This window comes from Sphingomonas suaedae (assembly GCF_007833215.1).
In the GTDB taxonomy this organism is placed as follows: domain Bacteria; phylum Pseudomonadota; class Alphaproteobacteria; order Sphingomonadales; family Sphingomonadaceae; genus Sphingomonas; species Sphingomonas suaedae.
Map to the genome: position 1 here is coordinate 3426716 of NZ_CP042239.1, position 12938 is coordinate 3439653.

Genomic DNA, 12938 nt, shown 5'->3' on the forward strand with positions numbered 1-12938 from the left:
GGCTCAGATCTTCACGCCATCGGCGGTGCCCCAGGTCGCGCGCCACTTGCCCTTCACCAGCAACAATCCGCCAAGCGCGAAGATCGCCAGTGCGGCAAAGATCAGGAATCCGCCCGCAAAGCTGCCCGTCCATTGTTTGGCGAGCCCGAGCGAGGAGGCGAGGTAGAAGCCGCCGACCCCGCCCGCCATGCCGACCAGCCCGGTCATCACCCCGATCTCCGCCGCGAACCGTTGGGGCACCAGCTGGAACACCGATCCGTTGCCGGTGCCGAGCGCCAGCATTGCGATCACGAACAGCAGCAAGGCCGTCGGGAAATTGTCGGCCATCGCGACGCCGACCAGTGCAAAGGCGGCGATGATGAACACCGCGCTCAACGCCTTGACCCCGCCGATCGCATCCGCCAGCGCCCCGCCCATCGGCCGCACCAGCGATCCAGCGAACACGCACGCCGCGGTCGCATAGCCCGCCTCAACCGGTGTCAGCCCGAACCGGTCGGTGAAATAGATCGGCAGGCTGGCGGCAAGCCCCACGAACCCGCCGAACGTCACCGAATAAAATCCCATCAGCCACCAGCTGTCAGCGGTCTTGAGCGGCAGGAAATAATGTTTGAGCGACTTGGGGGCAGGGCGGCCCGGCGCGTCCTTCGCCATCACGACATAGGCGATCAGCACCAATGTCAGCGGGATGCAGGCCAGCCCCAGCACGCCATTCCACCCGAAGATCTTGGCCAGACCCGGCGCAAACAATGCGGCCAGCACGGTGCCGCTATTGCCCATGCCCGCAAGGCCCATCGCCTTGCCCTGATGCTCGGGCGGATACCAGCGGCTGGCAAGTGGCAGCGCGATCGCGAAGCTCGCCCCGGCAAAACCGAGGATCACGCCGAGCGCCAGCGTCCCGGCAAAGCTCGTCACCCCCATTGCCCAGGCGGTGAACAGGCCGGTGATGACGATCAGCTGGCTGATCGTGCCCGAATTTTTCGGCCCGATCCGGTCGACCAGCAGCCCGTTGACGACGCGCAGCAACGCCCCTGCCAGTGTCGGCACCGCGACCATGAACCCCTTTTGCGCGGGCGTCAGGCCCAGCGTCGCGGCGATCTCGGGCGCGAGCGGCCCCAGGATCACCCACACCATGAAGGCGAGGTCGAAATAGAGGAATGCGGCGATCAGCGTCGGCGTGTGTCCGCTGGTCCAGAACCCCGATTTGGCGGACGCCCGCCCGTCCAGATATGCAGTTGCCATCTTCCCAGTCTCCGATGTGCGACCGGCATGAAAAAAGCCGCCGGAACGGCGGCCCATTGGCGCGTTCCGGCGGCTTCATTGCCCGTTGCGGTGGTCAGGGCTTGCGCCCCGGCGCTTTGCGGCTTCCGCTCCCCCCATTGGAAGCCACCGCATCAATCTGTCCCGGCAACCCTGCCGGACAACATAAAGCTGCCCGATTCGCGTGAGGCGCGCAAGCCGTTTCTTCGCAACTGCAATAATTTAGATCGGGGGCGTCACGGCAACCCGCGAAGATATTCGGGAATGTCATCAGGGTCGAACGCGCGCCCGTCGAAGAACCCGTCCGCGCCCAGCACCAGCCGCCCCTGCACCGACCCCGCCCCGGTCGGGCCGCCAAGCCCACCCTCCAGTTTCGAGCTGGCGCCCGGCAACGGTGCGCCCGATCCCGCCAGCGCCGCGCGGTACAGGTCCGGCCGGAATACCTCCGCCGCGATTCCCGCGTCCGCGTCGGAATAGGCGATCCCGTCCCATCGCGTCATCTGTGCGTACAGCCATCCCGCCTGGCTGCGCCAAGGGAAGTTCGCCGCCTCGCGATATTGGAACATGAAGTCGGGATAGTGGACCGGCTCGCCACCGGGCACCAGCCGCAGCCGATCGGTAATCGCGCGCAGGATCGCGTCGGTGGACGAGTCCAGATACTCGGCCCGCGCCAGAATCGCGGCATTCGCCTCGGCATTGGCCGGATCGGCGAAATGTGCCGCGGCGGCGTGCAGCGCGCGCACCAGTTTCAGCACCGCCTCGCGCCGTTCATCCGCAACCGCGCTGCGCAGCGCCAGCACCTTCTCCACCCCGCGCCGCCAGATTTGCGCGGTGGCAAGCGCGATCTGGCCGACGCCCCGGTCCACCGCGATCGAATTCCACGGTTCGCCCACGCAAATCCCGTCCACCTCGCCCGCCGCCAGCGCATCGGCGGCAAAGGGCGGGCTGGTGACGACGATATCGACATCCACATCCGGGCGGATGCCAACTCCCGCCAGCCAGTAGCGGAGCATATAATTATGGCTCGAATGGCGATGCACGACGCCGAACCGCAACCGCCGCTCGCCTGCCACACGCTTCAGCGCCGCGCCGACGGTCAGCGGATCGCCCAGCCCCGCGCCCAGCCCGACCTCACCAGCCAGCCGCACCGAAAAGGTGATCGCATTGCCGTTCAGCCCCAGCACGAACGGCACCGCCATCGGCACCGCAGGCCGATCGCGGCCCAGCGCGGTCGCGATCGCCAGCGGCGCAACCATATGCGCGGCATCCGTATGCCCATAGAGCAGCCGGTCGCGCACCGTCGCCCAGGTCATGTCGCGCACCAGCTCCAGCTTCAGCCCTTGCGCCTCCGCGAACCCCAGTTCCTGGGCCAGGATCGGCAGCGCGGCGTCGACCAGCGGCAGGAACCCGATCCGCATCGTCTCGTCGGTCATGGCTGGTCCCCCATCAGCGCCTCGGTCGTCAGGATCGCCTCGGCGATCTCCGCGATCCGGCGGTTGGTCCGCATCGCCTGCCCGCGCAGCAGCGCATAGGCGGCGGGCTCGTCGATCCCGCGCCGCTTCATCAGGATCGCCTTGGCCCGGTCGATCGTGGCGCGTTCGGCGAGCGCATTCTTCGCCGCGTCCAGTTCGCGCTGAAGCCGCGAAAACGCCTGAAACCGCCGCACCGCCAGGTCGATCACCGGCTTGATCCGCTGCTTCGACAGGCCATCGACGACATAGGCCGAAACCCCCGCGTCGATCGCCGCGCCGGTCGCCTCGGCATCGCTCTGATCGACGAACATCGCGATCGGCCGGTCGAGCGCGCGCGACATCGCGAAGAAATCCTCCAGCAGGTCGCGACTGGGGTTTTCGAGGTTGATGAGCACCACCTCGGGCCGGGCCGCCTCGACCTGCGCGGCGAGCGGCCCGGCGGGATCGATCACCACCAGATCGTCCAGCCCCGCCTCGCGCAGCCCGTCGGAGATGATCGCGGCGCGCGTTGAACTGGTGTCGATGATCGCGATCCGCATAAGCGAGGCTCATATGCAATCGCGCGCCGCTCCGCCAGATCGGGGTGCGGCCTTGCTGAAACCGACCCTAATTCTGCCCCGCCGCCTGCGCTTTGGCGGCATGGCGTTCCTGCGCGAGTTCGGCGCACATATAGCGCGCAGAATCCTCGACGCGTGCCAGCAGCTCGCGGATATAGGTCTCGCGCGTGCCCTCCACGACCGATTCGAAATGGACATGTTCGGCAGAGCGGAAGCCGAACAGATCGGCGAGATAGGTGTCGAATGCCTGACGCAGCGACAGCCATTGCCCGCGCTCGTTGAGCCAGGGCAGGCTGGTCGCCGAACTGGACAGCGTCAGGAATCGCTTGAGCCGAAACGGCGCCGGTGCCGCTTCGCCCCCCAGATCGGCCGGATGGAACTCCGCGCCCAGCACCCGTTCGACATAGCCCTTGATGATTGCGGGCGGGGTGCCGAACCAGATCGGATAGACGAAGACGAGCACGTCGCACGCGTGCACCAGACCCAACTCGACCGCGACGTCGTCCGATGGCGGCGCGCCGGTTTGCAACAGGGGGTCGAAGCCGAGCGCATAGAGGTCGCGGATCTGCGCTTCCTGATGACAGGTGCGCACCGTATCGCGATAGCATTCCGCGACCTGATGGTTGAAACTGCCGCGCCGGGGGTCGCCCAGCACGATCAGATGCCGCAGCGTCCGCGCATCCTCCATCGCTTCACCCCGCTCGCTCAATGCGCCAGCAACAGCGGCACCGGGCATTCGCGCAGCATCCGCCGCGATACGCCGCCCAGCATCGCCTGAACCCATCGGCTATGCCCGAACCCGCCCATGACGAGATAGCTCGCCTTGGCGCGGTCGATCTCGTCCAGGATAACCGTGCTGGGCAGATCACTGGTCGCCGACTTGCGGCAGATCACCGCCTTCACCCCGTGGCGCGAGAGATATTCGGCGGCCTCGAAGGCTGCGGTCCGGATCGACCCGTCATCGACCTCCAGGATGGTGACGCGCTCCGCCATCTGGAGCAGCGGCACCGCCGCGCGCAATGCCGCCTCCGCCTCGCGCGACCCGTCCCAGGCGACCATCGCATGGCCGAACGCATCGAACCGCCGTGCGCTTTCGGGCACCGCCAGCACCGGACGACCGGATTTCAGCACGGTGTCGGCGGCGGTGCCGAACATGTCGGGATAGGGCGTGCTGTCCAGCTGCCGGTTGACGACGATGATGTCGTTCATCCCCGCCGCGTCACACAGCGCAGCGGCAAGGTCGCCCGCAACGTCCACCCAGCTATAGGGCGCCTCCTCGTCGGCGAGCCGCGGTTCGATGCGTGCGCGATTCTCCCGTTCGCGCTCGCGCTCCTCGGCCACCAGCATCCCGTGACCGCCCAGCATGATATCGTCGCCCGCCGGAATCGGCAGCGTCGTCACGTCGAGACAGGTGAGGTGACCGTCCAGCGCGCGAGTAAGGTCGAGGGCGCACTGCAATCGGGCCTCTTGCCCCGCATCGTCGTGCATCAGCACCAGAACATTCTTCATCGGATCCACTCCTTCAGCCTGTCTGTCGGAAGGAGGCTATGGCGCTGCGATGCCCCGCGGCACCCGGTTATGTACTTAGTGCGTGTTCAGCTGCGCCGAAGCGGGCCGCTGCGGTCTTCAACGCGTCAGACCGCCTTGCTGAACCGCGGCGTGGCGTCGGCGCGATAGCGGTCGAACGTCGATGCGACGATCCGCGCATAGGGCCGCGCCCATCGGGGAATGGCGATGCGGTCGCCCGCAATCTCGACAATGCCCTGATCGGCAAGCGCGCAAAGCCGGTCCTTCGCATCGGACAGGATGTGCGGATCATGGCCATGCGCGCGCGCGATCGCGCCGATGTCCGCCGCGCCATCGCACAGCAACCGCTCGATCACCGCGCCGCGCATCCGGTCTTCGGGGTCCACGGCAACCCCGCGCACGCCGGCGAGCAGTTCGTTGGCGGCGCGCATCCGATAGCGGCCGACATGTTTCTCGTTCTGGACGATCAGCCCGTCGAACTGGCTGATCGCCGAGGCGCCCAGCCCGATCAGCACGCGGGCAGGATCGTCGGTGAACCCCTGAAAATTGCGACGCAGTCCGCCGTTGTTCGCTGATGCGGCCAGCGAATCCCCGGGACGCGCAAAATGGTCGAAGCCGATCGCGCGATAGCCCGCCTCGACCAGCAGATCATGCGCCAGCGCGCTTTGCCAGAAGCGCGCCTGCGCATCGGGCAGCGTGCTTGCATCGATCATCCGCTGACGCGGCAGCATCGCCGGGAGATGGGCATAGCCGAACATCGCGACGCGATCGGGCCGGAGCGGGAGCGCTTGCGCGAGGGTCGCGGCGATATCGTCGAGCGACTGGCCGGGCAGGCCGTACATCAGGTCGAAATTGATCTGCCGCACGCCTGCGGCACGCAAACCCGCCACCCCGCGCGCAACGTCGCGAAAGGGCTGAATCCGGTTGATCCGCGCCTGGATGCGTGGCGCAAAGGTCTGAACGCCCAGGCTGGCACGCCCGAACCCCGCATCGGCCACCGCCTCGATGCGCGCGGCGTCGAGCAGCCGGGGATCGAGCTCGATCGCCCAGTCCGCCGACGCATCGATGGCGAAACTCTCGCGCAGCCGCCGCGACAGGCGCGTCAGCTGGTCGGGGGTCAGCGCATTGGGGCTCCCCCCGCCGAAGTGAACCCCGCTCACCCGCCCCCGCATCGCCGCTGCGACCGTCTCGATCTCCCGCTCCAGCGCGGCGAGATAGGCATCCAGCCGCGCAGGGCGCCCAACCGCCCCGGTATTGCACCCGCAATACCAGCAGATCGCATGGCAATAGGGGATATGGACGTAGAGCGAGACCGCCGTCTCCGGCCCGATTCCCGCCAACGCTGCCGCCTGCTCGCGCGCGCCGACCCCGTCGCCGAACTCCGCCGCCGTCGGATAGCTGGTGTAACGCGGCACGGCCCGCGCGGCGAGATCGGGAAGATAACGGTGCATGGCTCAGCGCTGCTCGACGCCCAGCTGCTCGTCATCGTCCACGGGCAGGTGGAATTCGTGCCACATGCCGTTGAGGATGCCGAAGGCGACGGCAAGGCCAAGGCCCAATACCCAGCTGAAATACCACATGGCTGTATGTCCTCAATAAAAGTCGCGGGAAGTGGTCACTTCCTGCGTTGTCACCCGGCCCCACATCACCCGCATCGCCCAGGCGGTGTAGCCAAGGACCATCGGCAGAAAGATCACCGTGACGATCAGCATCAGGAACAGGGTCGTCTCGCTCGATGATGCGTTCCACACGGTCAGGCTCGACCGCGGATCGATGCTCGACGGCAGGATGTACGGGAACATCGACAGCCCCACCGTGGAGATGATGCCGACCGTCGCCAGCGACGACCCGGTAAAGGCCAGCGGCTCGGACCCGCGCCGAATGCCCAGCAGCGCGAGCAGGGGGCCGACAAAACCGAGCAGCGGCGCCGCGATCATCCAGGGATAGAGCGCGTAATTCGCCAGCCATCCGCCTGCCGCGGCTTCGGTCACGGTGCGCAACGGGTTTGACGGTCCCATCGGATCGACCGTGTTGACCGTCCGGAACCCGATCCCGCCCCAGGCAATGAACGCCCAGCCGATCGCGAACAGCGCGACTGCTGCGATCGCCGCGATCACGCCGAACCGGCGCGCGCGGTCATGCACCGGGCCATGCTCGACCTTGATCGCCAGCCAGGCGCTGCCATGCAGCACCAGCATCGCGACCGAGAGCAGGCCGCACACCAGGGTGAAGGGCGTGAACAGCCCCAGCAACCCGCCCTCATACCAGGAGCGCAGGTCGCCATCGATGCGGAAGGGCGCGCCGGCCAGGACGTTGCCGACCGCGACGCCGAACACCAGTGCCGGCACCAGCCCGCCGACGAACAACGCCCAGTCCCAGCGGCTCCGCCACTTCGGGTCGGGCTTTTTCGAGCGATATTTGAACCCGACCGGTCGCAGGATCAGCGCCGACAGCACCAGGAACATTGCGAGGTAAAAGCCCGAAAAGCTGACCGCATAGACGAACGGCCAGGCCGCGAAGATCGCGCCGCCGCCCAGGATGAACCACACTTGGTGGCCCTCCCAATGCGGGCCGACGGCGTTGATCACCATCCGGCGCTCGACATCGGTGCGGGCGACGAAGGGCAGCAACGCTGCGGTCCCCATGTCATAGCCGTCGGTGAGCGCGAAGCCGATCAGCAGGACGCCGAGCAGCGCCCACCAGATCACCCGCAGCATTTCGTAATCGAGGAAATCCATGATCTTGCCTCCTCAGGCGGTCATCGGCGTCGCGGGCAACTGCCCGGGCTCGGGTTGGGGGTCCTGCTCCTCGACGGGGCCATGCTTGATCGTCGCGAGGATCAGCCGCACTTCGATCACGGCGAGGCCGCCATAGAGCAGGGTGAAGCCGATGATCGTCGTCCACAGCGCCGCCGGGGTCAGCGTCGAGGTGGCGAGGAAGGTCGGCAAAACCCCTTCGATCGCCCAGGGCTGGCGCCCCATTTCGGCGACGATCCAGCCCAGTTCCGCCGCGAGCCAGGGCAGCGGGATCGCGAACAGCGCAGTCCGGTGGAACCAGCGCGCCTCCATATGCTTGCGCAGGCTGGCCAGGACGAACGCGGTGGCGAACAGCGCGATCATCGCAAAGCCGATCAGCGCCATGATCCGGAAGCTCCAGAACATCAGCGGGACGCTCGGCACCGTATCCCATGCCGCCTGCTCGATCTGCGCCGGAGTCGCAGTCGCGGGATCGGCGACATAGCGTTTGAGCAGCAGCCCGAAGCCGAGGTCGCGCTTGTGCGCCTCGAACAGCGCGCGTGCGGCGGCGTCCTGCGGGTTCGCCTTGAGCGCCTCGACCGCGCGATAGGCGATCTGCCCTGATGCGATCCGCTCCTGCGCGCGCAGCACCAGTTCGGACATGCCGGTCACCTCGCCGTCGAGGCTGCGGGTCGCGATCAGGCCCAACGCCCAGGGGATATGGACCGAATAGTTGGTCGTCCGCGCGACCGAATCGGGAATGCCGATCAGCGTCAGCCCGGCCGGCGCCTGTTCGGTGTGCCAGGCCGCCTCGATCGCGGCGAGCTTCATCTTCTGGTTGTCGGTCAGCGCATAGCCGCTCTCGTCGCCCAGCACGACGACCGACAGCGAACTGGCCAGCCCGAACGCCGCCGCAACGACGAAGGATCGCCGCGCGAACGCGGTCCATTTGCCGCGCAGCAGATAGAAGCAGGCGATGCCCAGCACCATCACCGACGCGATGACATAGCCCGCGCTCACCGTGTGGACGAACTTCGCCTGCGCAACGGGGTTGAACAGCACCGCCCAGAAATCGGTGACCTCCATCCGCATCGTCTCGGGATTGAAGGTCGCGCCGACCGGATTCTGCATCCAGCCATTGGCGATCAGGATCCACAGCGCCGACAAATTGGTGCCAAGCGCGACGAGGAAGGTGACGAACAGATGCCCCACTTTCGACAGCCGGTCCCAGCCGAAGAACATGAGGCCGACGAACGTCGCTTCGAGGAAAAAGGCCATCAGTCCCTCGATCGCAAGCGGCGCGCCGAAAATGTCGCCGACATAATGCGAGAAATAGGACCAGTTGGTGCCGAACTGGAACTCCATGGTGAGGCCGGTGGCGACCCCGAGCACGAAGTTGATTCCGAAGATTTTGCCCCAGAACCGGGTCACCTGGCGCCAGATCGCACGCCCGGTCATCACATAGATCGACTCCATGATGACCAGCATGAAGCTGAGGCCCAGCGTCAGCGGGACGAACAGAAAATGGTAGAGCGCGGTCAGCGCGAATTGCAGTCGCGACAGATCGACGACGCTCGGATCGAGCGATTCCATGGGCCTTTGCCTCCAATGCCCCCGGCATGGCGCCGGTCGCCCGCCTTCAAGCCCAGACACGCTTGTCTCCCTATTGGGGAATTCCCGTATTCAGGGCGCGGAGGCCGACTTCTACCGCATCGAAATGTCCACACTTGCCCTTCAGCGCGACGCCGCCCGCCATCGCCGCCAAACGCTTGCGCGGCTCGTCGGCGCGGCCTCGGCGCGCGCATCGACCGTGTTGCTGCTGGGGGATGCGCTGGCGGCGATCGGCTTTGCGGGCGGGCTTGCGTTGGCGATCTCCGCCCTGACGACCGGTGGCGCGATCCTTCCGGGGCTGGCGCTTGCGTTGGTTTCGGGCCTCGCACGTGCCTCCTGTGCCGCGCTCGCGCTGCGGGCGGGCGGGCGCAGCGCGGGTGCGGTCAAGGCCCGGGTGCGTGCGGCGACCTTGCTGGCCGCGCTGCGCCGTCCGCGCGGCGGAGTGCAGGCGACGGGCGCGGTGATCCAGTCGGTGGTGGACGATGTCGAGGCGCTCGACGGCCATGTCGCGCGCTTCCTTCCCGCGCGTGGTGCCGCAGCGCTCGCGCCGATGCTGGTGCTGGCGGCGACCGCATTGGCCAGCCCCGTTGCGGCGGGGATCCTCGCGGCGACGTTGTTGCCCTTCATCCTCGCGCTCGCGCTGGCGGGCGGGGCCGCCGCAGATGAATCGCGCCGCCAGTTTCATGCGCTCTCGCGTCTGTCGGGCCTGCTCGCCGATCGTGTCCGCGCGCTCCCGATCATCCTCGCCTTCCGCGCTGAAGCGCGCGAGGCCGACCGGATCGGCGCCGCCGCGCAGGAGGTCGCCGCCCGCACGCTGAAGGTGCTGCGCGTTGCATTCCTGTCCACCGGCGCGCTCGAATTCTTCGCCGCGCTTTCGGTCGCTCTCGTCGCGGTCTATGCCGGGTTCAACCTGCTCGGCGAATTGCCCTTTCCGGTGCCCGAGCAGCTCGACCTTGGCCGCGCCTTTTTCGTGCTGGCGCTCGCGCCTGAATTCTATGGCCCGATGCGGCGGCTGGCGGCTGCCTATCACGACCGTCAGGCGGCGGAGAGCGCGGCGCAGCAACTGGCCGCGCTGCACGCCGAAGCTGCCACCGATCCGGAATACACGCCGATGCTGTGCGCGCCGCCGTCGATCACCTTCGACGGCGTGACGATCGCCTATCCCGACAGTCCGGAGGCGGCGGTTCGCAACCTGTCGTTCAGCGTCGCGCCCGGCGCCATCGTCGCGCTGACCGGCCCCTCGGGCAGCGGCAAGTCGAGCATCCTCCAGCTGCTGCTCGGCCTCGCCCCGCACAGCGGCGGCGTAGTCCGGATCGGCGGCGAAGCGCTCGCACCGGGAACCAGCCTCGCGCGCTCGGCCTCATGGGCCGGACAGGCGCCGCTGATCCTGCCCGGCACGCTTGCCGGGAATATCGCCCTTGGAGCGCCCGATGCGAGCGCGGCACAGATTGCCCAGGCTGCGGTCGCGGCGGGGCTGGAGCCGATGTTGATGCAGCGCGAGGGCGGGCTGGAAAGCACCATCGATCCGCGCGGTGGCGGGCTTTCGGGCGGCGAGCGTCGGCGTATCGGTCTCGCCCGCGCGCTACTCAAGCCCGCGCCGATCCTGCTGCTCGACGAACCGACCGCGCATCTCGATCCGGCGGCGGAGGACGCGTTGATCGCCCTGATCGCCCGCGCCGCACGCGGACGCACCACGCTCATCGCCACGCATAGCGCGCGGCTCGCCGCCATCGCCGACATGGTCGTCGATCTGGGGGATCGCCGATGACGCCCCTGTCCCGGTTGCTCGCGGTCGAAAGCCGTCGCGAACGGCGCAACCTGCTGCGCGCCGCCACGCTCGGCGCGCTGGTCAGCGCCAGTTCGGTGCTGCTGCTCGGTCTGTCGGGCTGGTTCATCACCGCTGCGGCGCTGGCGGGCGCGGCGGGACCGGCGGTCGCCCACGCCTTCAACTATATGCTGCCCAGCGCCGCGATCCGCCTGCTCGCGATCGTCCGCACCGGCGCGCGCTATGGCGAGGCGCTGGCGGGGCACGCCGCCGCACTCCACGCGCTCGCACGCGTCCGCCCCGCGCTCTACCGCGCGATCGCCGCCGCGCCGATCGCGCGGGCGCTCGCCTTCACCCCCGGCGACGCCAGCGCCCGGCTGGTGAACGACGTCGGCGCGATCGAACAGGATATGGTGCGCCGCTCCGCGACCCCCGGCGCGGCAGCGGCGCTGGTCGCGGGCGTCTGCCTCGCGCTCCTCGCGGGCTGGCCCGCAGCGTTCGCAATCGTCGCCTGTTTCGCCGCCACGGTCGCGCTCGGCGAACGGGTTGGGCGCCGTCTCGAAACCGCGGGCCACCGCGCCCAGGAGGCAAATGGCGCGCTGAAGGATCTGGTCGGTACCCTCGCCGAAGCCGCGCCGGAGCTGCGTTGCTACGGTCTCGATGGCTGGGCTGCGCAAAGCGCCGAACGCGCAAGCGCCGATCTCGACGCCGCGCAGATCGCGCGCGCCGACCTGCTCGGCTGGATGGCGCTGCTGCATGGCGGGGCGATGGCGCTGGCAGCGGTGTTGGCGCTGGCGCTGGCGGTCCCGGCCGGGGCGCCGATCGCTGCGCTGGCCGCGCTGGCCGCCGCAATGACCATCGACGGCACCGCCCCGCTGCTGCGGCGCTTTGCGGAACGCGGAGGTGTCCGTGCCGCACAGGCCCGGCTCGACGCGGCACTGTCTCTGGAAGAGACCGCCGCCGAAATCGCCACGCCGTCCGGCGCCGCCAACCTCTATCTGCCCGGCCTGATCGATGGCCCGGTTACCCCCGGTACGCGGCTGGCGCTGGTCGGCCAGTCCGGCAGCGGCAAGACCAGCCTGATCGAAGCGCTGATCGGCCTGCGCCCCGCCCGTGTCGGACAGGCGAGGCTCGACGGCATCGATATCGCCTTTCTGCCCGCCGCCACGCTGCGGCGCAGCTTCGCCTGGTCGCCGCAGGACGCCCTGCTGATCGCCGGAACGGTGCGCGAAAATCTGCTGCTCGCCGACCCCGGCGCCGATGAGGCCCGCTTGTGGGAGGCGCTGGCCGATGCCGCGCTCGACGCGCGCGTGCGGGCGTTGCCACGCGGACTCGACAGCTGGATCGGCGACAATGGCGAGCGGCTGTCGGGCGGGGAGCGGCGGCGCCTGTCGCTGGCGCGCGCCTATCTCGCCGATGCGCCCTGGCTGTTGCTCGACGAGCCGAGCGAGGGGCTGGATTGCGCGACCGAGTCGCTGGTGGCCGAACGGCTGGTCGCGCGGCTCGACCGGACCGGGCAGGGGCTGGTGCTGACCAGCCATCGCGCGGACTTCGCGCGCGCCTGTACCAGTCTGACGGTGCCGATCGACCCGCGACGGGTCAGCGCGCCGGCGTGACCGGGGGCTGAAGCTCGGCGATCAGCCGATGGTGCGGCACCGGCTTCTCCAGCACCGCGGCAAAGCCCGCCGCGCGCGCCTCTCGTTCCAGCGTCGGCGAGGGAAAGCCGGTCAGCAGCACCGCATGTCCGGCCCATCCGCGCCCGCGCAACGCCCGCAATAGGGCGACTCCGTCCGAATCGGGCAGGCGATAGTCCGCCACCAGCACGCCGATCCGGTCGGCGGCGGCATCGGCCAGCGCATGTGCCGCAGACGGAAAGGCGCGCACATCGAATCCGCGATTGAACAGCATCAGCTGAAGCGCGCGGCGCAGCGCATCGTCATCTTCGACGAGCCATAGCCCGGGACGCGACTGGGGCGTGGGCGGTGAGACAGGCAAAAGCGACATTCGCACAGCG

At 68.5% G+C, this 12938-nt stretch carries 12 protein-coding genes; 2 read left to right on the forward strand and 10 right to left on the reverse strand.

All coding sequences use genetic code 11. From position 1 onward, the window contains the following. Positions 1-3: 3 nt before the first annotated feature. From FPZ54_RS16325 to FPZ54_RS16365, 9 genes are all read right to left on the reverse strand, one after another. A complete protein-coding gene (locus FPZ54_RS16325) occupies positions 4-1239 on the reverse strand; it encodes a nitrate/nitrite transporter (protein WP_145848891.1) in 1236 nt (411 codons plus the stop codon). Between the two features lie 254 nt (positions 1240-1493). Next, the gene (locus FPZ54_RS16330; protein ID WP_145848892.1) at positions 1494-2690 is read right to left on the reverse strand and encodes an ABC transporter substrate-binding protein; all 1197 of its coding nucleotides are present in this window, start codon (positions 2688-2690) and stop codon (positions 1494-1496) included. Further along, the gene (locus FPZ54_RS16335; protein ID WP_145848893.1) at positions 2687-3268 is read right to left on the reverse strand and encodes an ANTAR domain-containing response regulator; all 582 of its coding nucleotides are present in this window, start codon (positions 3266-3268) and stop codon (positions 2687-2689) included. Before FPZ54_RS16335 ends, FPZ54_RS16330 begins: the two co-directional genes overlap by 4 nt. A 67-nt stretch (positions 3269-3335) precedes the next feature. After that, the gene (locus FPZ54_RS16340) at positions 3336-4022 is read right to left on the reverse strand and encodes an NAD(P)H-dependent oxidoreductase (RefSeq protein WP_239019606.1); all 687 of its coding nucleotides are present in this window, start codon (positions 4020-4022) and stop codon (positions 3336-3338) included. Continuing rightward, positions 3992-4795 carry a universal stress protein gene (locus tag FPZ54_RS16345; RefSeq protein ID WP_145848894.1) on the reverse strand — a complete coding sequence of 268 codons (804 nt, stop codon included), beginning with the start codon at positions 4793-4795 and terminating at the stop codon, positions 3992-3994. Before FPZ54_RS16345 ends, FPZ54_RS16340 begins: the two co-directional genes overlap by 31 nt. 125 nt (positions 4796-4920) lie before the next feature. After that, positions 4921-6264: an oxygen-independent coproporphyrinogen III oxidase gene (hemN, locus tag FPZ54_RS16350; RefSeq protein ID WP_145848895.1), complete on the reverse strand. Its 1344-nt coding sequence runs from the start codon at positions 6262-6264 to the stop codon at positions 4921-4923. A gap of 3 nt (positions 6265-6267) precedes the next feature. Next, a complete protein-coding gene (gene cydX, locus FPZ54_RS16355; RefSeq protein WP_145848896.1) occupies positions 6268-6393 on the reverse strand; it encodes a cytochrome bd-I oxidase subunit CydX in 126 nt (41 codons plus the stop codon). Between the two features lie 12 nt (positions 6394-6405). After that, complete coding sequence (gene cydB, locus FPZ54_RS16360; RefSeq protein WP_145848897.1) at positions 6406-7551, reverse strand: cytochrome d ubiquinol oxidase subunit II; 1146 nt, start codon at positions 7549-7551, stop codon at positions 6406-6408. A 12-nt stretch (positions 7552-7563) separates the two neighbouring features. Further along, positions 7564-9141 carry a cytochrome ubiquinol oxidase subunit I gene (locus FPZ54_RS16365; protein WP_145848898.1) on the reverse strand — a complete coding sequence of 526 codons (1578 nt, stop codon included), beginning with the start codon at positions 9139-9141 and terminating at the stop codon, positions 7564-7566. Positions 9142-9265: 124 nt separating this feature from the next. Here FPZ54_RS16365 and cydD point away from each other — a divergent pair, with 124 nt between their 5' ends. Both cydD and FPZ54_RS16375 read left to right on the forward strand, forming a co-directional pair. Beyond that, positions 9266-10927: a thiol reductant ABC exporter subunit CydD gene (gene cydD, locus FPZ54_RS16370; protein WP_145848899.1), complete on the forward strand. Its 1662-nt coding sequence runs from the start codon at positions 9266-9268 to the stop codon at positions 10925-10927. Further along, positions 10924-12540, forward strand: a complete 1617-nt coding sequence (locus FPZ54_RS16375) for an ATP-binding cassette domain-containing protein (RefSeq protein WP_145848900.1) — start codon at positions 10924-10926, stop codon at positions 12538-12540. Before cydD ends, FPZ54_RS16375 begins: the two co-directional genes overlap by 4 nt. Here FPZ54_RS16375 and FPZ54_RS16380 read toward each other — a convergent pair. Then, a complete protein-coding gene (locus FPZ54_RS16380; RefSeq protein ID WP_145848901.1) occupies positions 12524-12928 on the reverse strand; it encodes a response regulator in 405 nt (134 codons plus the stop codon). The genes FPZ54_RS16375 and FPZ54_RS16380 overlap by 17 nt on opposite strands. Between the last annotated feature and the right edge of the window lie 10 nt (positions 12929-12938).